Source organism: Olsenella sp. oral taxon 807, assembly GCF_001189515.2.
Classification (GTDB): Bacteria; Actinomycetota; Coriobacteriia; order Coriobacteriales; family Atopobiaceae; genus Olsenella_F.
Genome location: NZ_CP012069.2, coordinates 2,400,814 through 2,421,825 on the forward strand (window position 1 = coordinate 2,400,814; position 21,012 = coordinate 2,421,825).

The window sequence follows — 21,012 nt, forward strand, 5'->3', positions numbered from 1 at the left end:
TATTCAGGAAATATAGACTTGATTTAAATCTTGTCAATACTCATGATGCCACGAGATCCCTGCCCAGGGCATCCTCGAATGCCCGCTCAAGGGCCTTAGAACGCCTGCGTGCACCCCGAGAGGTCTGCCTACGATACTTCTCGCACAGTGCCTCAATCTCAGATGATCTACCCAACTGCGAGAGCGACTCCACGAGGCATATTGTCGTGTCCTCGCGCTTTGGCTCGATCGTGAGCGCGTCTCTCGCGAGCTGAGACGCAAGGTAGGGTCTTCCCTGCCTGAGCGCTGCCATGCCACCGGATGACAATGCGCTCACAAAGAGCCCCTCGAGCGTCCGCGCATGTCTGCGCGAGAGCCCCGTCACGTCGTTGAGCTCAATCGACGGGCCACCTCCATACCAGCGCCGTGCGTTGCACGCATGTCTCATCGCCTTGAGGTCACTGCCCTCATGTCCCAGCGAGAGGAGGGCCTCCTCGGTGAAGTCGTCCACATCGCAAGAGACACACTCAGGGTTCAACGCGATGGTGCCCTCGGTCCTGCTGCTCAGGATGGGATCGATCCCGCACTCCTTGGCCCCAAGGACCCTGCGAACCACCGAGGTTGCCTCATACAAGCGCTGCATACCCTTCGAATACTCATCGTCACCCCAGATCGCGAGCAGGGCGTCGCGCTTCGTGACCTTATGCCCCTTGACGATGGCCAGAAGGGCGAGAAGGTCGCGCGCGTGACGGGCGACGAGCCCCTCCTGCTTGACGGTCCGCCCGTCGACCCTCACCAAGAAGCTCCCCATGAGCGTGATCCTCACCCTGGCAGTCCTGTCGACCTTCTGCGGCGCCTTGGGCTCCTCCGGAAGGTCGCGCTCCTTCCTGACTGGCCTCTCGACGCGTGCCGGCCAGCTCGACAAGTCGGTGGTGCGCTCGACCCTCAGCCAACTGGCGGGGACAACGGAGTTGACGTCGCTCGGTGACAGGTCACCATGGTGCAGGACGAGCATGAGCGCCCAAGCCAGCTCCCTGGGGAAGGTCGAACGCGAGAGCTCATCAAGACGCAACGAGTCAATCCGCCTGCCTCGGCTCATCAACACGGCGGCACGACACAGGTCCCTCAGGGCAGAGCCGCTCCCATGCGTCCGGAGCCTATCCTCGTCGATGTCCTCCCCCATGCGAAGGCGGGAGAGAAGGCCGACGAGCAGCGCCGCGTCAAGAAGGAAGGACGACTCCCACTCCCGGACAAGCTCACAAACCTTAATGGTTCTCACATGAACGCGCGAGAAGGCGCCCGCCTTAAGGTCTCCCACCGCAGCCAAAAGGAGAAACAGGGCCTCCACGAGCACGTCTCCGTACTCGTTGGCCCGTGCGATGAGGTACTCGATCCCACGAAGCTGCGTCCCATCACCGACGATGACATTAATGGCCCCATCCAGGGCCCTTGCATAGGGACCAAGACGGCCCGGGGACGCCTCCTCGATGATGCGGATGGAGCGCTCGACGTCCTGTTGTTCGCGCGGCGTCCGGCTTCCTCCCACCATCGCCTCCGCCACGGCAAAGTCCAGACAGAGCAGCGCTCCTGTCACGTCCTCGGGTTCGTGCCCGTCACCATCATCGAGCAACTCGTCGAAGATGGTGCTGAAGGCGCCCTCGATAAGCAGTCGAGTGCAGCGTTGATGCTTGAGGAGCCGCGCGCCCCGCTCGCCCGTCCACTCGCCCAGACCTTCCTGTGGGATAGAGGCAAAGACGCCCGCAACGAGATCACGCTGGCCACCCATGGCCAGCACGTAGCGGCGCAGACCCTCCTCATGGTGAGAGAGTCCCTTCAGTGCCCTTAGCTGCTCTCTGCCGTGAGACAGCTCGCTGTGACGACCGTTCAGCTCCATGATAGCCTGACGCGTTATGGACGGCAGGGCGCCGTCAGTGTTGCCCGCCTCGCGCTCGTGCCTCAGAGAGCGACTCACCATGACCACCTTGCCGCTCATGAGGAGCTCGACGCCCCAGCGCATGCCGATCTGACTGAGTTCCTCCTCATCCGTGATCAGACCACAGAGCAGTTCGGCCCGCACGAACTGGCCCCGCGAGCAGAGCACGCGGGCGGCATGCGCGAGCAGCTTCGGACGCTCCTTACAGCACCGCTTCATCCCGCTCAGGCAGAAGGCAAAGAGCTCGTCAGAGAAGACACCTGCGGTCTCGAAGCAGAGGCGGTGGAAGTCCACACCAAAGAGCGGGGCCTGGTCCTGAAGCCACATGAGCAACTCATCGTCCACATGCCCGATGACAGCATCGAGGTCATCGAAGCTGCCTTGACCAAGCAGTGCCATCGCGCACCTAAGATCGAGTTCCTCGTTTGTCAGGGAGTCCCTTAGATGATTACAGACGAGGTTTCTGAGGTAACGGGCGAACTTGCCCGGCGAGACCTCGGTCCCGTACATCCCAACGCGCGCAGCCTCGTCCTCCATCAGGGCCTCTGTGAGCATGGGAATGCCGTGAGTCAGACGCCTAAATTCCGGGTCAAGCATCAGTTGGTCTCCCTCGAGTGCCACGAGGGAGAGAAAGTCTTGGTTGTCAAGACGCTTCGCCTCACCAAGCAGGTTGAACAGGTCATCTGCCTCGGGCAGCAGACAGATGATGACAAGCGCTCCTGCTGCGGCCATCCTCCTGATCGCCCTGAGCTCGCGGATCATGTCACCCTCGGACGCCACAGGCACGCAGTCTATGCCAACGGCGACGCGCTGCCCACGCCTTCTGAGGCTTGTGGTCTCGCGCGCGAGCCTACTCAATCGCTCCGCCGGGGACTCCGCCCCAGGGCCATCAAGAGACATGCGCTTGACGGTAGCCCCACGCTGTGCCTCGACCAGAAGGACGGAGTCCATGAAGCTCGACTTTCCCATTCCCGTCTCTGCGCACAGGACAAGGATGCGTGGCTCGTTGCCATCCTTGCGCACGTAGCGGCCTGCCACACGGAGCAGGGGCGCGGTAGCAACCCGAGACTGAACTGGTTGTCCCTTAGCCTGTGAGCTCTTCTTGGGCATGTAACATCCCCCTCTTCTCTCTGCGGCTGGCTGCGTGCGCAAAACGCAACCATATATTGATATGTCAACCTTTATACAACCCCGGCGAGCGAAGCGGTCATGAGAATGGCGAACATTTTTCGAGCATGGGCTGAAATTCCGATAGTTAGCCGCTAGATTCATCTCCGTGGTCGAGACATCTGAATTCAAACCAGCGTCAGATCCTCTCACGAAAGACATGGCGCGAGGTCGCGTCCCTGAACCCACTCGGCCCCATGCAGCAGCTATGCCAGCGCAGGATCATGAGCTAGCTAAAAGAGTCGGATATCGGCGCAGGTAAAGGCTGCGTCTCGCATCGGGAGCTATCTGGAAGCAAGGGAAAGTTCTGCTCCCTGGGTCGGAGCCTATAAGACAGTGCCCCACGGGGTCTCGAGCACTGGTGTCAAGACATCGACACCAAGCCGTTGGCCTGCGGGGCACTGGCTGCAGAAACCGTCCCTTCCTGCGGCCCGACGCTATGCGGGAGTGCCGACCATAACAACGTATCCAATGTCGTTCTTAGCGAGGTCAAAGAAGGTCCTCATCTCACTGAACTGGCCGAAGTTGTCATCGGCCATGGCATTGTCGATGAGCGTGTCCCTGCCCTCCTTGCCCTCGTCGCGCACGAGGCCCTCGTCGCTCAGCAGGGTGAACGCCCCCGTCTTGCTGTCAGAGACCGCAAGACCACTCTCCTCGAACAGCTTCTTCCATGCGTCGAGCGTAAGGGGATGCGCCGGCACGTTGATGACCTTCTGCAGGAGGCGGAGGATGGCAGGCTTCTTCTTCCAGAACACGACATCGTGGGTAAGGACCATGCCCTGTGGCGCAAGCACACGACGGTACTCGACGAGCGCCTTCTTCTTGACGGTATCGGGCAGCATGGTGAGCATGGCCTCGTTGATGAGGACATCGAAGCTGCCATCCTCGAACGGAAGATTCGTCGCGTCGGCAACGCTCACGTCGATGAGATCGGACAGGCCCTCCTTCGAGATGCCCTCCTTTGCCGTGGCGATGGCCTCCGGGTCCGAGTCGATGCCCACCACGTGCAAGCCATGCGCCTTCGCAAGCTGCATGAGCGTGTAGCCACGATTGCAGGCAACCTCCAGCACGCGGGGCCTTGTCGTGAAGTCCACATGAGAGAGCAGCCAGTCCGTACCCTCCACACCACCAGGTCGGAGCTTGGTCTTTCCGAGCCTCGCAAGCAGTTTGTGTCCCATCTCGCGCTTTGGCATGATGTCCTCGCAATCGTTATGCACGCTACCGACGACCATCCGGGTCCTTCATGGAGTGAGTGAAGACTAACTCATATGAGACTGCGTGTCCAGCAAAAAGCGCGGATGATTTCGAGGTCGGTCACTCCCCTAGTCCTCCTGCTCGATGGCCAAGTCCTCCCGCTTCCGGTAGCTTCGCCAAACGGAGTACTGCACGACCAGGATGAGCGCGCCAAACAAAGAGGTCATGCTCCCCTTATCGCTACAGGAGACTTCGGTAACCCCGCTCAGACACAGAACGCCATGTACAGCGGAAGGTAGACACGATGCCCCTCAGACTTGAGCTGCTTGGGATGAACCACGACTTCCTCGCCGACACGCTTCGCCCATCGCTTCCCGAAGTCATCGAGTGACACCGTGGAGTAGCTCCTCGTCGATTTCGCCTCTATTGGGCAAATACGAAGCTTCCCTGCCGCATTGGAATACCCTTTGGTTATCAGGAAGTCAATCTCTCGTGGACGCAGCTTATGCGCGTTCTTGTCCTTGGGCGGCTCTTCCCATGTGTAGTAGAACAAGTTTCTTCCAGCTGCCTTGAGCTGCTGTGAGACATAGTTTTCAACGATCATCCCTTTGTTAACGGAGACCCTGCCAAACTGGAGAGCCTTCTGGACTTCAAGAGATTCTTCGCCGTCCGAGAACGCATGGCTTACAAACAGCCCGGTGTCCCCAAGGTAGAGCTTCATGGCTGTTTCGTCTACACTCAACCTGTAACCAACATTCGGATCATTGCACCTACGACAGATATTGACTATGTGGGAATCTTCGAGCCAGCTAAGCGCACCCTCATAATGCTCTCGACGGGAACCTTTCCCCAAAGACCCGAACTTGAACTTCTTACTGGCAGCTGAGAGTTGACCAGGAATCTCATCGAAGACAGCAAGCGCTCTGCGAGCATCCTCGCCACCAAACTTCTGGATGTCCTCCCGATACAGCGAAAGGATGCGTCGCTTGGTCCTCTCGCATTGGACGAACGTGCCATCCTCAACAAACGCCGTCACTGCCTGCGGCATGCCACCAACCACGAGGTACTCATCGAGCATGCGGTTTGCGAGCTTGTGGATGGGATTCGGGAGCGGAGCCATCCTCTCCCTGCAGCTTCGGATCTCATCTGCAAGGGCCTCACGCTTGACTGCCCAGAGATACTCCTCGAAATCCATCGGCCTGAGATAAACGCGGTCCTCTTCCGACGGGATAACGATATCGGACACGTTCTTCTTGATGGAGATGAGGGAGCCCGTCTCTATATAGTCGAACCGTCCATCTGCGACGAGGTGCTTGACTGTCTCTCGGGCTTTGGGAAGATGCTGCACCTCATCGAATATGATGACCGATTGCCTCCGGGGTAGCTCGACGCCATAGTAGAGCTGCAGCATCCTAAGCAGGGTATTAATGTCGTTGGAGTGCTCGTCGAAGGCATTTTTTACCTCGCGGCTGGCCCTGGAGAAGTCTATAACGAGATGGGCATCGTATTCCGCATCGGCGAAGGACTCCGCGAGGGTCGTCTTGCCAACGCGGCGCGCTCCCTCGATCAGGAGGGCAGTCCTCCCCTTCGAGCTTGCCTTCCACTCAAGAAGCTTTTCATAGCACTTTCTCCTGAACATATGCGGTATCTACCTACTCTTATACAACTTTTCGTTAGTTCAAAGTATGCCATAGGCACAACTTTCCGTTAGATCATAACATGCTATGACAACAACTTCTCGTTAGGTCAGATATAGACCGTCTCAGATTTTCGATCGATAAAGACCACTGCCTCCCGCGCACCTTCTCTCTACACGGTACAGGCATACGGGCGCCCCACCGAGGATGGCAGGCGTTCGCTAGATGCGTCGCAGGCCCTCCCAGACCCACATCGCGAGGGGGGCGGGGAGGAACTTGTCGGCGACGCGCATCACGCAGCCTGTGACGCAGCAGGTAGCAATGGGGTAGTTGAGCGAGTTCACGCGCCAGGACCAGCGCGCGACGCGCCTGGCCTCAAGCAGGGGAAAGAAGTGTCTGACCGTGGCGCCGTTGCTGGTGTCCTGGGCAACCTCGATGAACTCGGTTTTGATCCACAGAGGACAGACTGCCGTCACGCGTATGCCCCGACCACGAAGCTCAAAGCGCAGCGCTCGGGTGTAGCTTCGCACGAACGCCTTGGTCGCCGCATAGACGTTGAGGCCCGGAAGCGGCTGGAACGAGGCGCTTGATGCTATCTGCATGAGACGCGCACCGCGCCGCATGTAGGGCAGGGCGAGCTGCGTCACGTCCACGAGCACACGACAGTTGAGGCCGACCATCGCATCGACCTCCCGGCGCGTAACGTCGGCGTAGGTACCAAGCTTGCCGAGACCGGCAGCGTTGACGAGAAGGGCCACCTCAAGAGTATCGCCCGCTGACTTCGCCTGAGCCGCCGCATCCGCGAGCATGTCCCCAAGCTCGTCCATCGCACTCGGATCCAAAAGGTCGAGCACGACCTGCCGTACGGGTGTCCCAAGCTCGCAGGCAAGCGCCTTAAGGCGTACTACGCGACGGGCGATGGCCCAGATCTGGTCATATCCGCCCCGCGCGTCGGCGAGCCGCGCGTACTCGCGCCCCAGGCCGCTCGACGCCCCCGTTATGATCGCAACACGCATGTCCGCACCTCCCTTGGCCCCACCGGCCCACCCTCACTTTGAGCGGCGCTCGCAGCTAGCTGCGCTCAGCAGGACCGCACGATCACATCGTAGCGAATGAGCTTGCCTCGAAGGGTATAGCTCGGCTTCCGCCCTGCGAGAAACGGACCCCTGAGAGGGCGCTTGATAACGGCCTTGCGCGGGCGCACGGACAGCGCCGCGTCGAGCAGGGCGGTCTCCTGTGCCGCAGGACCCTCGAGGCGCTGGAGGAGCTGGAGCTTCTTCTTGGCTGCGGCACTGCCGCGTTTGGCCGGAAACATCGGGTCCAGAAGGATGACATCGACAGGCCCCTTCAACTCCTGCAGGCCTGCAACGCCATCACCGACCACCAGCCGCATGCGAGAGACGATCTCGGCAAGCTCTGGCTCGCGCGAGGCGCGCTCAAGCGCATCGGCAAGGAGCGCCGCGATCACCGAGTTGCGCTCGAAGAGCGTCACCTCAAAGCCTGCCGCTGCCAGAAGCAGCGAGTCCTCACCCAGGCCCGCCGTCGCGTCGGCTGCTCGCAGCCCCCTGTCGCAGCCTCTGATACGGGTCGCCCGCAGCAGAAGCTCTCGGCCTAGGCGCCTTGGCTCCAAGCGCGGCAGCAGGCGAGAGAAGTCAGCGCGCAGGCTCATGCCGCCTGCCGCAAGAATCAGTCCCTCCGGCTCGCGCCGAAGCTCCATGCCTGCGGGGAGGCTCTCGTTACCCGTCAACTCGCCACCCTCCGCCCTGCCAGCTCACCAACGGAACGACCGCGTCCCGTTCACATGGTAACCACGATCGAGCCACCTCTTGGGGCCATGTCGAGAAAACGTAGGCCAAGCGCCTCCTCGACTGCGCCCGGCCACGTGAGGTTGATCCATTTGAGCTGGGCGATACCTGTTGATGAGGGGTTCTAAGGCTACCTGGTCCCTATGCCGGCAGCCCCTCATAGAACCTCACAGCCCCATCGATCTCCTCCTGCGTGGGATTCTTCCTGTGGATGCCACCGATCAGCCTGAGCGGACCAAAGCTGTCGAACCCAAGGCACAGGTACTGCCCAAGCACCTTACAATGCCTCTGATCTGCGACGTTTTTGATTGAGTTGAAGTTGCTCTGCCTGCAGGCCCCGCACGTCGCAATGAAGAACACTGCCTTGCTTTCAGGCAGGCAGGCCTTCGCAAATTCGAGTAACTGCTTCGCGAACTTGCCGTAGTAGATCCCAGACGCGAGTCCAATGCGATCATATCCCGCAAGGTCGCTGCGCTGACCCTTCTTAACATCGATCAGCGTGACCTCATGCCGACTGGCTATCGCGTCAAGCAACTTCTTCGTATTCCCATGATGCAGCGAGCAGTAGCAGATGGCTGTTCGCGTCTGGCCTGTCGTTTCCCTCATGTCATTGTGACCTTTCCCGAAGGGCCTCTCCCACTGGTCGCCACGCGAGACATCGAGCTCTCCTGGAATCCCACGTAAGAACTCTCCCACAGCGACAGGGCAGATGATCTCTTCTTCGGTTTATCATAAGTATGGAGACTCTGCTCAGGGCAAAGGGCAGGGGGCACGGCCATAAGGCCCTATGCCCACGGGCACGCGCCGCGCAGGACATGCCTACCGCAGCACGGCCACGTGGGCTGTCCCAGGCTTAGAGGTAGCGCACCATCTCATCCAAGGGACGGGTCTCGCTGTGCATCCGCGCGGGGTGCGCGTCATCAGCCGCATAGCCCACACACATCAGGAGCACGCTGCTCTCGTTTACGGGAATGTCAAAGGCCCTCTCGAACGCGACGGGGGCGTACCAATTGATCCACGTGGTGCCGAGGCCCAGCTCCTGCGCTCGCAGCATGATGTGCGTGGCAACGATACTCACGTCCTGCTCTCCAGAATGGAAGCCGCTCTCGATCGAGTTCTTCCAGTCCTCGTCCTTGTTGTAGGTAAACGCCAGCACGCATGGGGCGCCGTAGCGGCACTTGGTAAGCTCGTCGAGCTTGGCGAGGTTCTTCTCGCCCTCGATCACGTACACGCGCACCGGCTGGAGGTTCTTTGCCGTCGGTGCAATGAGCAGACACTCCAGCAACTTGTCGAGCTGCTCCTTCTCGAGTGGCTTGTCCGCGTACTTTCTGACCGTGTAGCGCTCCTTGGCGAGTTCCATGAAGCCCATGGCAACCTCCTGTCAGTGAGTTCTCCTATACCTACGGTGGGATTATAGGAGTTCGGACGAGCGTGGTACGCAGGAAGATTGAGAGGGCTAAAGCCTGATATGGACCTGCATAGAGCTGGACGAGCAGCCGCAGCCATCCCAAGGATCCAACCGCCAAGCTCGCGTACGCACACAGGACGACGCCTCGGCCACGAGCGGCACCGAGGCGTGGGTCACATCCACAACTCAAATAGTCTTGTCAAAAAGTACGGTACATCACGTTGCATTATGCCCGCCGTGCGGGCGAGCTGCTTTACCTGCCCGCACGGCGCACCCAGAGGCCCGACCACCCACCTGCCGATGATCGGGTGCAGGTATCGGGCCTACGCCAGCTCCTCATTGCTACTCGAGCCCGCGAGAACGCCGGTAGTCATCGAGCTTAGCCTTGTACTCGATGCCACGCTTCTTGAGCGCATGCCCAAAGGCTGCCGTAAGCACGCCAAAGATCCCAAGGTAGATGATCGCAAAGCTCGCCCAAGCGTAGGGGTTCTCCCGAGGAAGCCAGCTGCCAAGGTACGCGCAGGCAACCAGCACCACAAAGTACGTGACCCCAAAGAGGAAGAGGCGCGTACTGTAGGCGAAACGCCGTGCTGGCAGGTAATTGAACCACAGCTGCTGAAAGATACCCCCTGCGATGCCTGCCCCGATACAGGACAGGCACCCGACCATCCATGCGGTCATGCCACTGAGCAAGGCGCTCGCGACGATCATACACAGGAGCACGATCGTCGCCACCAGGCAGCCCGAGACCACCCCCATCTTGCATGCACCCACAAACGTTCGCCTATCACCACCCGAGAACACGGAGCTGTCCAGAATTCCGTCATCCGTCTTTGTCATCTCAATCGCCTCTCTTTCACGATCCCTGACCCTTAGCCCACACGATCAGGCTGATCAGTTGTCAGGAGTCACACCTATCTTCTTCTTGATGCCTGTCGCATAGCCGCGCGAGACGGGCACGTGTCGGCCACCCACCTCAAGGTCGAGCTTGCCGTTGGGCTCGGGACGTATGCCCCTCACGTGATCGAAGTTCACGAGCGCCTGGCGCGACGCGCGAACGAACTCGGTGCCCTCGAGGGCAGCCTCCAGCTCGAAGAGCCTCATCGGGCTCTCGAGCCGCTCGCCGGACACCAGGATGATCCACGCCTTGCGCTCGCTCGTCTCGATGAGGAGCACCTCGTCGAGGGGAACCACGCGGCGCGTGATCGACCCGTCTTCGGGATAGCCCACGAGGCGGCCCCTCAGCGCCCTCAGGCGCTCGACGAGCCTGCGCGCGCCCTCGTCTGCCGGCGCGCTGCGGATTGTAACCTCTATACCGCAGCGGCCTTCCTCCTCTATCAGCCTCACCTCCACGGACCACACCCTTCTCTCTCCGTCGCCTAGTCGTCCTGTCAAGACCTTGACAATGTCACTGTATCCAAAGGAGGTGGCCCAAGGGCGAACGTGCAACCCAGTCGCATGTTTTGGCGACCGAATTGCACCGGCGCTGGAGGTTTCGGCAGGCACCCACAGGCGCCCGCCTTCAGCATGCGGGGGGGGTATGTCCACCTGCCTGTCAAGTCAGTCTTGGCAGGGGCGCCCATCTTCAGTGTGCGTGGGGTACCGGGAGCGCCCTGCGAACGTGCCTGACGGTCTCCGCGCCGACGAGGGACGCGATGTCACGCAGCGTGCCAAAGACCACGTCCCGCATGTCGGATGGAAGCTGCCTCAGTGCCGAGACGATGGCCCCAACGCTTGCCGGACAGTTTCTCCCAAGCTCATTCCACGTCTCGGCACCAGCGGCGCCAAGCACGTCGAATAACGTGTTCACGAACAGCCTGCGCCTGTCCACCCCAGAGGACGCCGCCCAGCCGTTCAGCGTGGCGACGACGACGGATGCCTCGGGGCTGATGGCGTCGAGCTCGACGAAGCTCCCGTCCTTGACCACCCAGTGCATGGGTGCATGCTGGTCGAAGAGGAAGCCCGACGAGCGCACCACGCGAACGAGGCTGCGGTCCTCCATCAGCATGCCGACGACGCTACTCCCCGGAACCGTCTTGCTCAACTTTGTCGCATACTCGTCCGACTCGATGCGGGCACTCGGGGCGAACGCGAAGCCGGGGCCGTCGTGGTTGAAGACGCGCCCTATCCTGCCGTAGGTCTGGTCGTCGCAGGTAAGCGCCGCGTACTCAGCAAGGTGGCCTCCTTTGCTGTGGCCGCCCACATAGAGGCGCGAGTCGCCCTTTCGCGCGACGTCCTCCAGGTACGCCCGCGCGCGTACCTGGCTGGGGACTCCCTCCTCGAACATGAGGTTGAGATCCTCCTTACCGCCTGCGAGCGAGTTGTCGGTGCCTCGATAGGCGACGTAGGCCGACCCCTCGGGCAGGAAGAACGTAATGGCAGAGAACTGCTTCGCAGGACGGCTGGACAGCTCGCTGACGTAGCCGCCCACCTCCAATTCCATGAAGCGCGGAGACTCGAGCAGGGCCGTAAGAAGGGTGTCGGCGCCCATGAGTGAGTAGAGGGGCCAGTTCGCGCCAAACAGCTCCCTGCGCCGCACCCCGCGCAGCGTAGCGGGCAGCGGCACGCGCTGCGCGGGGTCGGTGTGCCCGAGCACGCCGCTCTCGAAGTACAGGTACGCAAGTGTCGAGAGGACCAGGCTGTCCACCTCGGTCAGCTGTGCATCCGAGAACGACTCACGTCGCTCTGCGAAGTACTTGACGAGCACATGCGCCATGTGACCCTCCCTTGCCGTGATCCCCCGCCTACAAAATAGTTCTGGATAAGAGAAGCATAGAGCAAACTGGACCCTAACACCCACCTGAACCGAGACCTCAGGAGTGGAGATCGATCCATCCAGGCCGCGCCTCTATGTGAGTCATCGAGGCAGGGATGGAGGAGAAACTTTGTGCCACCACATTCATTACACAGACAGTATTCTCGCCATACTGCCACGTGGCGAGCCCCCCGCACCCACAGCTCTCATAAAAGGAGTCATGATGATTATAGAGGTCATAAGGGAAGAGCAAAGGAAGTATAACACCTCCTTTAAAAACTGGCCAATGATCCCAAGACGAGACCAGATGCAGTGAAAGTAGCTCAGAGCCGTCTTCGCTCCGCAGGAATCTTGGACAAGGACGGAAAGCTCTCAAGTCCATATCGCTAGCATGGACATGTACTCAAGGCTCCCAAACCTTGTCATCGGCTTTCATGGATGCAACGAAGAGGCTTTAATGTCGTAGTGCGTCAAATGCTGTGGCACGTCGAGGTGAGGCAAGAGCCAGACTGAGCCTTTTCGTGAGGTGATGGGTACAGAATGCGCTTTTTGGTGACATCGTGGTTGCAGAGTGCGCTTTTCCGTAAGCGACTTCGACGTTTGCCCAGATAAGGAAAAGCGCATTTTACGAAAAAGCGCATTCTGCGCCGGCACCCTCACGGAAAGGCGCATTCTGCGGTCGCGTCGTGACGGAAAAGCGCATTCTGAAGCCCACCGGTTGGACAGAGTGCGCCTTTCCGTGAGGCCAAGCTCCGAACCGAGATTTGCGGACCCTGGCGCAACCCGCCCCGCAGGCTGGCGGGTGGTTGCTCGAGCGCATTTGCCCAGTTGAGGCATTCTCCATAGTGCCCCGCAGCCTAGCGGGGGGTTGCCCCACACTTCCCGGGCGCCGCAACGTAACGGAAAGGCGCAGTTTGCGCGACCTGGGAATCGCAGAGTGCGCTTTTCCGTGAGTCGATCAGGCCAGAATGCGCTTTTCCGTGAGACGCAGGTAACAGAATGTGCTTTTCCGTGAGACGGCGCCACGTTTGCCCAGGTAAGGAAAAGCGCATTTTACGGAAAAGCGCATTCTGGTGTGTGTGCCTCACCAAAAAGCGCAGTCTGCATGCGCTGCGTGCGGGTCCCGGTACGCTTCGCGCAACCGTCACAGAAGACCCGAACGATCCCCCTACATTACCCCTCCAGCGGGCGCTGGTACGGGCGAGAGGTTCGCCATTGACCCCATCGCCTCATCGGCAACCGCAGACAGCGATGCCGCGTCCACCTCGGTTCCCCCACGGCGGGACCACTCCTGCATGACCTCAAGCCAGTACAGCACGATCGTAGCTGCCGTCAGCCGCGTCGAGAAGCCATCTGCACCACGTAGCGAGTCGGGAAGCAGCAGGCCCACCATCTGGACCCAGCGGGGGACACGCGCGTACAGGGCCCTCAGAAGCGGTGGGTTCTCGCGCACGATAACAAGCCTCAGGGCAACGTCCGAGAGGCCCTCTTGTCCAAGCGCCTTCGCAGCGGCCCTCAACACAGCGCGCGCGGCTTCAAGCGGGGACGTACCTGCGGCTATCGCGCCGAGCGCCTGCTCGGCGGCCGCGACGCCATCGCTGTCGGGCGGCATGCCCAGGACGACGTCCTCCTTGGACGGGAAGTGGCGAAAGAACGTCATGGTGGAAACCCCGGCGGCCGCCGCGATGTCCTGCGCCGTCGTCTTCTCGTAGCCGTGCGTGGCGATGAGCCGTATGCCGCAGGCGCGCAGCCGGGTGCGCGTCGAACGAAGCCGCTTGCCCTGCCAGGCCTCCCTGGCCCGCACTGCCCTCTTCGAGACACCGCGCCTGTCGTCCCGCTCATCCTCCCGCATGATCCTCCTGTCCCAGCCGTCTCGAACCTGACCACCACGCGATCACAACCGCCATGAGGATGATCACGACGGCCGTCACGCCAAACGTCACTAGGATAGCATGGGCATACGCCTCACCCGCCGCGACGCGCATCGCCTGCCCCTGAGCTACGTCCCGCGTAGACGCCAGCTCGAAGGCCATGGAGATGGTCGCAGGCCCCTCAGCGGCGCTCCCCGCACATGCCGACGCATAGGCCGTGCCCACGAGTGATCCAAGGCAGCCGATCCCCAGAAGGCAGCCAGTCTGCTGAAAGGTCGAGATGAGCGCGGAGCCGCCCCCACTACGCTCACTCGGCACCTGCTCCATGCCCCAGCCCTGCATCGTGGAAAATCCCACCCCCATACCGATACCGCAGACGCACTGTCCCACCGCCATGAGGGGATACCCCACGGCAAGCGTCGAGACGCCCATGATGGTAAGGCCGCAGGCGATGATGGCGAGGCTCCCTATGCAGGCACCCCGCTTGCCCAACCTACGCGCCGCAGGTTGCACGAGCGCGGCGCCAGCCATGGCGGCGGCGACCATGGGCATGAGCATGAGCGCTCCTGTCAGCGCGTCGTTTCCAAGCGCCGTCTCGACATAGGGCGGCAGCACGAACATGATGCCCGATACCGCAAGGTTGAGTGCGAGCAAAGACAGCGAAGCGGACGCGAACGAGGGAATGCGCAAGAGCGCAAGCTCGGCAAGATGATTTGTCGAGCGCAGGTCATGATGGGCAAAGAGTGCCAAGGCCGCCATGCCGGCCAGAGCCAGGCCCCAGGAGTCTGGAGCCGCCAGGGAAGCCTGGGCGTTGATCAGGCCCGCCGAGAGGAGGGAGAGGCCAAAGAGCGCAAGCAGCGCCGAGAGCAAAGGCAGGCGCCCTGTGTCGGGTGCCTCGCAAGGCGAACTCTCATCCCGAGGAATGAGGAGGGCACTGAGCAGCGTGACGACGGCAAAGGCGGCGATATCGAACGCAAAGATGGAGCGCCAGTCAGCAAGGTGGACGAGCAAGCCACCAAGAACCAGGCCAAACGGCACGCCAAGCGTTATGGCGATGGAGCGCATCGTCAAGGCACGCAACTGGGCGTCGGCGTCGAACATGCGCCTGATGAGGGCAAGCGCCATGGGGACGTACAGGCCGGCACCGAGCCCCATGAGCCCACGCACGGCGATAGTAACCTCGCAGTTAGGGGCGAGGCTACCTACGGCCGAGGCGAGGGTAAAGATGCCAGTTCCCAAGATGAGCGTCCGCTTGACCCCCCACCTGTCACCCAGCGTTCCCGAGAGCAGCATCGACGCCGCAAAGACCAGGTTGTACGCCGACACCATCCACTGCTGCGCCATCTCGTTGGCCCCAAGCGAGATCGAGATAGCCGGAAGCGCAACGTTGAAGGCCGTCGTGTTGGCAAAGCACACGAGCGTCCCAAGACACAGGCCCCCCAAGGCCCTCCAGACCTGCCTCTGCCCCACTGCGGTGGGCGCAAGATGACTGTTTTCATGGCTGACGGACATGGGCGACATCCCCTTTGCGACTTCATGTGATATCGAGTACCTATGAATAGGTTACTAAGTATCATATGAATGTCAAGGGATGCCCTCTGGTCATGCGACACGCAGAAGCGACGTGCAGAGCGGCCCGCCTACCCCTTGAGGGGAGACGGGCGCCCCGCCGCCACCCACGCGGGATAGAAGCCCTGAAACCACTTGGTGAAGAGCCCCATGAGCAAAGACAGCCCGCTCACCACCAAGCCCGAGTAGGCGTGCGCGGGAGTCGAGGCCAAAACCTGCGCCACGACGGCGTTCAGCGCGAACACGGCCGCCCAAGCAAGGGTGAGTATGCGGTTGCAGGACATGAAGAGGGGGTTGCCAAGAGCCTTGTCCCCACCGTAGAGAGCCTTGACATAGTAGGCGGTAAACGGGACGCTCGTCGCGCACGATGCCGCCCACATGGCCCCAAATAGCAGGTATGATGCGGGTTGCGCCCACAAGTTTCCCACGCCGGCAAGCATCGCCAGCGCGAGCAGGGACGCCATGGCCATGGAGATATCGTCGTAGACGGTCAGCTCGTGCCGATGGAGCAGCAAGGGCTCGAGCGCGCAGACGCCAAGCACCACCATGCTGCCCAACGTCGCATCAATGGGAACGCAGGCCCAGAACACCGTCAGTGGCAGCAGCGAGGCCAGCATCAGGGGAGGTCTTGCGGCAGGGCGCGAGGATTTCCGCACCGTGGCGGAGTCGGAGGACCCATCCCCTGTGCCAAAGACACTGTCCCAGTGAAGCATGAGAGAGAAGTCCCCCTCCACCGTGTAGAGGCCCTGCCCGAGCGCCTGCGAGCCCTCAATCTCGCCACGTGCTATCCTCTGCCAGAGCTCGAACGGCGTCTTGATCACCGTGGTCGCGGTGGCGGCGCGTCCCTCAACGACCGTTGCCTCCTGCTCGGTCAGGCTGATCTGGTATACCTCGCCTATATCGGTGTAGTCCATCTCGATGACGCGTAGCGTGCCTGAATATGACTTCGGGTTGTATAGCAGGGCCATCTGGCGGGTAAAGGCGAGGGCCTGAGGAGCGCTGGCTCTGGCCTTGCCACCCTGCCCACTCTGCTCAGCCTTGCCAGCGGCAACGTCCTTGTCGATGCCCCAGCTCGCATCCGCCATCGCCTCATAGGTCTCCTTTGGAAGGATGGGCTCGCTCAGGCGGCCTCTTGTCTCTGCGCCGATCGCGCCAGCAGCTGCGAACTCTCTTCCTGCCTGGCGCACGACTATCAGGTATGGGTCGGTCTTGCCGCGAAGCTCCCTCACACGAAACAGCTCGCCCTGCCCGCAGAACACGGTCTCGTAGTTGCTGCGCCCACAGATGTGATCAAACATGCCCGTCACGGCGTCATAGTTGCCCTTTGAGGTGTAGAACCCGCAGGTGGAGATCAGCACGTTACGCTTGTTCGACCGGTCGAAGCGCGAGGGGTGCGCCCCGTTTCCCACGCCGTCGCTTCGCTCGACCATGAACGGGAGCATGGTAGGCAGCTGCCTGTCTATGAGGGTCTTCAGGGGACCGGGCACGCCAAAGTAGTACAGGGGAAAGCTCCATATGGTCACGTCGGCCCATTTCTCGCTCTTAAGCACGCCTGTCATGTCATCGTGCATGCAGCACTCGCCGGGCGTCTTGCTCCAGCAGGCAAAGCAACCCTTGCAGGGAGAGATGTCCGCCGTGCTCACGGCCATGGTGCGCAGCCCGATGTCGGGCATGGCGTCTCTCATGCCATCCAGGAACGCAGATGCAAGCCTCATGGAGTTGCTGGCGTCACCCTTTGGGCTGCCGTTGATGAGCAGGACATTCATCGCTGGTCTCCTTGCATCGTGTCGAGTCGTTCCCTGCAGGCTTGGCTCCACTCGCCGAGCATGCGGGCGTAACGCAGGCCGAAGTCAGCCGTCATCTCCCAGAAGGGCGACTTGTCGGCGTTGCCCGTGCGCGCACCGTAGCCCCCTACGATGTCGGGCACCTCTGACATCGCCGAGGCGAAGCGCTCAGAGGCTGCGACCAGCCCCCGCACGTAGCCAAGCTGCGCCTTTTCGTCAGCCTCACCCATGAAGAAGAGCCTCAAAAGGAGCGGAAAACGCATGCGCATGTCTGAGAGGGCACCGTCTTCGCCGCAGTCGAGCCAACAGGACAGCTCGCCTCGTCCGGCCTCGGTGATGGAGTAGACGCGGCGATTGGGCCGCCCGTCCTGCTCCTGCACGCAACTGGTCGCAAGCCCCCCATCCTCGAGGTGCTGGAGCTCGCGGTAGATCTGACTGGTGCTCGCGTTCCAGAAGAACGCGAGGGAGTCCCTGAATATGGCCATGATCTCGTATCCGGTCATGTCCCCGTAGCTCAGCAACCCGAGCACGCCGTACTTGAGCATAGGTCCCCTTCCCTAAGTAGAATATTCTACTAATAGAGTATACTACTAGTAGAATATGTCAAGAGGACTCTGTGCCAGGTTGCTCTGCACCGACCCACGGTCAGCGTGACGGGTGGTGACATGCCTTCGAGTCTTGTATGTCATCCGACGGGCGACATCGCCCGAGCTCCATGTGGCGCTATCGTCTCCTCGCCCGCTCGTCCACCTCCAGACGGATACGACGTGCGGGGACCGTGAGGACGGCATGCGCCACGATGAGAAGGACGAGCGCCGCGCCAAGAGCTGGATGTACGGCGTGCAGGGCCTCTGCAGAGCGAGACCCCGAGACCAGCGTGATAACGAGCGTGATCGGCAACGCCACCCATGAGATAATGCTATGTGCAGCATAGACGGCGGCGTCCTTGCGGGCCTTTGCGGCGACAAGGGCTCTGAACCTGAAGCCAAGCGGGGGGTTGATCTTCCCAGCGCTGGCAAGCTTCACCACGACAACCTCCACGACTTCTGCGACAAAGCAGAGGAGCAGCAGGGCGCTCGAGACGCCGTGCGCCCTGCGGGCAGCCTCTCCGACATCGGGGTGCACCGCCATGACCACACCAGAGATAACGACCACCAGAAAGGCTACCATGCCCACCATGTGCGTTATGAAGAATGTGAAGGGATGAAGGCGATAGTGGTCTTCCAGGCGGGTCATCTGGCCCTCTTGAGCTCTGGGATCGCCGCGATGTCCTCCTCAGTGATGGGCTCATAGGCACGTTTACCCAGCACACGAGCATAGGAGGCACACCATGGACAGAGCTTGTCGTCGCTCGCGCGAACGGCCTGGTACCAGAAGCCCCGTTGCTTCTTACGAGCGATCTTGCACCCTGGGCACGTGTTCAAACAGAAGCTGACGCGCTTGAGGTCCTTCTCGCGCAGCCTCGCTTCCTCTTCGGGGGTTAACGTGGTCTCCCAACCCAACGCTTCGTCCACAGTTGCCTCCGTCTCGCACGTCAATGGTCGGTCGTACCGTACACGTTAGCTAACTTCATGTCAATCACCTGTCCCGCCTGGCGCGGCGGCGTCCCTGGACCGTTCGCACGAAAACCATGGACAAAGGAGGAATATGGCTGGGGCATGTCAGCCAGGCACGTCACCCAAGCCTGCGGGAGGCGCAGCTTGCCCGCTTGCCAGAAAACGCGATGCCCCAGCAGAGCCGACCTGCACCCGCAAGATCGATCCCGTAGCGCCTCTCTTCGGCCTGCCTGAGAGCGGCTTGTGAGAGCACATCGAGCCCTGCAGGCCCATCGTGCGCATCCTTGACCTCGATCACGATAGCAGGCAGAAGTCCCTGGTTCTCGAGCTCTGGCTCAAGCGCGATGTCAGGCCTACCGTCACCGGACTCACGGTTGGACTGCGGAAATCGGTAGCCCGCAATGTCGTAGACCAAGCCAAGAAGCAGCATATGGTAGCTGTTCTCGCTCACAAGGTCGAGGTAGCTTGGCGAGTCAACAAGGATGTGTTCGAGCGCACACGCAAGGCCCGTCGCATCGCCCGAGACGAGTGCGTCTTTGAGCGATAGCAAGAGGTCGTAGTTTCCCACGGCAACGATGGTGCGCTCTGCGAACTCACGACGATAGAGCCAACCCACCTCACGATTCGGCCTGCGCAGTCGCCTGGGCACCATGTCATCGTGAGGCATGGCGACGTCATCGGTCGTAACGTAGCCCGCCAGGTAGAGCTGACCCCAGAGGGCGGCATCAGAGCGCAGACCTTTGCGCTGGTCAAGCTCCGAAAAGACTGTCGCGAGATCGAGCGGCCGTACCACCACGCCCCCTGCGGCCAGGTCTTGGAGCTCTGCGATCGACTCCCCCGTCGCCTTCTGGAAGAGCTGATGCACGATGGCATTGTCGCTCGTATTGCCCCAGTATGGTTGAGCGACGCCGCCTTGCCTGAGATAGTTGAGCACAGACCAGGGGTTGTACGCCTCGACGCCACCGAAGTTATAGCCATCATACCAGTCGTGCATCTCCGGCAACTTATCCTCGGCAAGGCCCTGGTAGCGGGCAAGCGCCTCGGCCTCTGCGCGCGTGAAGCCGAACCCCTCGATGAACCCAAGGTCCATGGCGGTGTCCACGACGACGTTGTTGAGCCCAGAGAATATCGACTCGCAACTCACGCGCTGAACGCCCGTGAGGCAGGCTAGGAAAAGCGAGGTCGTTGCCTTGAGCGCGCCTGTGAGCCAGCGACGCATCACGTCAATGGCAAAGTCACGATATCCATTGAGATGGCCCTCCGTCACCATGTGGTCATACTCGTCGATGAGTATGACCACATCCGTGCCATGATGGCGAGCCAGGCAGTCGGAGAGGCTGGCCAGTGAGGCAAGCAGCTCTGCCTCGCTGGCCCTTTGCCCCATGACCCTCTCGAAGGACTCGCGTTCAACCTCAGCCAACGCCGCACCTTCGAGTACGTAGCGATGACGCACGTACTCGGCTGAGACCTGTCTTGCGAACGTTGACCAGCAGCCCTCCCGCGTGGGGCCACCCACGCCCCCAAGGCTCAGGAACACCACGGGGTGACAGGCGCGCTCAGAGAGGTAGCTCTCCTTCGCACGAGCGATGGCAAGCCCGTCAAAGAGGCGCGAGCGGTCAGGCACATATCCTTCCACGGGGGACTCAAAGAAGCACTGGAGCATGCGCATGGCAAGAGACTTGCCAAAGCGACGCGGTCGGCAAAGGAGGGTTACGTCAAGGGAGCTGTCGAGAAGATCCCTGATCAGGAGCGTCTTGTCCACATAGACGCATCTGGAGACGACCTTCTCAAAGTCCTCGCTCCCTATGGGAAGCCTGTGCCTCCCCGTCCTGTCGACAATCGCCGCAGCCACAGCACCCCCCAATCACTGACCTCGACCGCCATCTCCATTCTAGCAGCCGACGGGTGCTGCTCCATGTCCACGCCCAGAGAGGCACTATAGTCGCCCGGCGCTAACAACGCTGCACCGATCAGCCGGACCGGCCAAGAAACCGTCCTGCCCGCACGGAGACACCCTGCCACTTACAAGGAGGCCGTCCTGGGCAGGGTTGGGGCACACCCCTGTCAAAGCGCTCCGACGTCGGCATAACGCCTACAGATCCAAAGGTCACCCCAACCCGCACTGCCACTCGGGCCTGAACGTGCGGTCCCGTGTGGATGACACTGCCACTCGCCCCTGAGCGTACCGATCGCACTGCCAGTCGGGCCTGAACGTTCCACTCCGTACGTTCAGCATCGAGTGGCAGTGTGGGTGGCACTGCCACTCAGGCCTGAGCGTACCGATCGCACTGCCACTCGCCCCTGAGCGTACCGCTTTGGTACGCTCGATGCCATGTGGCAGTGCGAGTGACACT

The 21,012-nt window shown here is 61.3% G+C and carries 17 protein-coding genes; all 17 read right to left on the reverse strand.

Features of this window, described 5'->3' with window-relative positions:
- Nucleotides 1-40 precede the first annotated feature (40 nt).
- The 17 genes from ADJ70_RS10365 to ADJ70_RS10445 all read right to left on the reverse strand — a co-directional run bounded on the left by ADJ70_RS10365 (nt 41) and on the right by ADJ70_RS10445 (nt 20,510).
- Entirely contained in the window at nt 41-3,022 is a 2,982-nt protein-coding gene (locus ADJ70_RS10365) for a hypothetical protein (protein ID WP_050341212.1), read from the reverse strand.
- 494 nt (nt 3,023-3,516) lie between these two features.
- Nucleotides 3,517-4,311 (reverse strand): class I SAM-dependent methyltransferase, encoded by a 795-nt coding sequence (locus ADJ70_RS10370; protein ID WP_216597256.1) that lies wholly within the window; start codon nt 4,309-4,311, stop codon nt 3,517-3,519.
- Between the two features lie 227 nt (nt 4,312-4,538).
- Nucleotides 4,539-5,912 (reverse strand): ATP-binding protein, encoded by a 1,374-nt coding sequence (locus ADJ70_RS10375; protein ID WP_050341214.1) that lies wholly within the window; start codon nt 5,910-5,912, stop codon nt 4,539-4,541.
- A 219-nt stretch (nt 5,913-6,131) separates the two neighbouring features.
- Nucleotides 6,132-6,926: an SDR family oxidoreductase gene (locus ADJ70_RS10380; protein WP_050341216.1), complete on the reverse strand. Its 795-nt coding sequence runs from the start codon at nt 6,924-6,926 to the stop codon at nt 6,132-6,134.
- A 65-nt stretch (nt 6,927-6,991) separates the two neighbouring features.
- On the reverse strand, nt 6,992-7,657 hold the full coding sequence (locus tag ADJ70_RS10385) for a class I SAM-dependent methyltransferase (protein ID WP_253273176.1): 666 nt from the start codon (nt 7,655-7,657) through the stop codon (nt 6,992-6,994).
- A gap of 199 nt (nt 7,658-7,856) precedes the next feature.
- A complete protein-coding gene (locus ADJ70_RS10390) occupies nt 7,857-8,321 on the reverse strand; it encodes a flavodoxin domain-containing protein (protein WP_050341218.1) in 465 nt (154 codons plus the stop codon).
- Nucleotides 8,322-8,568: 247 nt separating this feature from the next.
- Nucleotides 8,569-9,084, reverse strand: coding sequence for a nitroreductase family protein (locus ADJ70_RS10395; RefSeq protein WP_050341221.1), 516 nt, complete (start codon nt 9,082-9,084; stop codon nt 8,569-8,571).
- 381 nt (nt 9,085-9,465) lie between these two features.
- Nucleotides 9,466-9,963 (reverse strand): hypothetical protein, encoded by a 498-nt coding sequence (locus ADJ70_RS10400; RefSeq protein WP_050341223.1) that lies wholly within the window; start codon nt 9,961-9,963, stop codon nt 9,466-9,468.
- 54 nt (nt 9,964-10,017) lie between these two features.
- Entirely contained in the window at nt 10,018-10,476 is a 459-nt protein-coding gene (locus ADJ70_RS10405) for a LytTR family DNA-binding domain-containing protein (protein WP_050341225.1), read from the reverse strand.
- Nucleotides 10,477-10,708: 232 nt separating this feature from the next.
- Nucleotides 10,709-11,839 (reverse strand): Mbeg1-like protein, encoded by a 1,131-nt coding sequence (locus tag ADJ70_RS10410; RefSeq protein ID WP_050341227.1) that lies wholly within the window; start codon nt 11,837-11,839, stop codon nt 10,709-10,711.
- Nucleotides 11,840-13,046: 1,207 nt separating this feature from the next.
- Nucleotides 13,047-13,730 (reverse strand): TetR/AcrR family transcriptional regulator, encoded by a 684-nt coding sequence (locus ADJ70_RS10415; RefSeq protein WP_050341229.1) that lies wholly within the window; start codon nt 13,728-13,730, stop codon nt 13,047-13,049.
- Nucleotides 13,717-15,261, reverse strand: a complete 1,545-nt coding sequence (locus ADJ70_RS10420; RefSeq protein WP_050341231.1) for an MFS transporter — start codon at nt 15,259-15,261, stop codon at nt 13,717-13,719. The genes ADJ70_RS10415 and ADJ70_RS10420 overlap by 14 nt, the downstream gene beginning before the upstream one ends.
- Nucleotides 15,262-15,389: 128 nt before the next feature.
- A complete protein-coding gene (locus ADJ70_RS10425) occupies nt 15,390-17,084 on the reverse strand; it encodes a flavodoxin family protein (protein WP_050341232.1) in 1,695 nt (564 codons plus the stop codon).
- Nucleotides 17,081-17,647 carry a PadR family transcriptional regulator gene (locus tag ADJ70_RS10430; RefSeq protein ID WP_050341233.1) on the reverse strand — a complete coding sequence of 189 codons (567 nt, stop codon included), beginning with the start codon at nt 17,645-17,647 and terminating at the stop codon, nt 17,081-17,083. Before ADJ70_RS10430 ends, ADJ70_RS10425 begins: the two co-directional genes overlap by 4 nt.
- Nucleotides 17,648-17,825: 178 nt before the next feature.
- Nucleotides 17,826-18,338 carry a hypothetical protein gene (locus tag ADJ70_RS10435; protein ID WP_050341235.1) on the reverse strand — a complete coding sequence of 171 codons (513 nt, stop codon included), beginning with the start codon at nt 18,336-18,338 and terminating at the stop codon, nt 17,826-17,828.
- Nucleotides 18,335-18,616 carry a hypothetical protein gene (locus ADJ70_RS10440; protein WP_050341237.1) on the reverse strand — a complete coding sequence of 94 codons (282 nt, stop codon included), beginning with the start codon at nt 18,614-18,616 and terminating at the stop codon, nt 18,335-18,337. The genes ADJ70_RS10435 and ADJ70_RS10440 overlap by 4 nt, the downstream gene beginning before the upstream one ends.
- 160 nt (nt 18,617-18,776) lie before the next feature.
- Complete coding sequence (locus ADJ70_RS10445) at nt 18,777-20,510, reverse strand: AAA family ATPase (protein ID WP_172674488.1); 1,734 nt, start codon at nt 20,508-20,510, stop codon at nt 18,777-18,779.
- Nucleotides 20,511-21,012 lie beyond the last annotated feature (502 nt).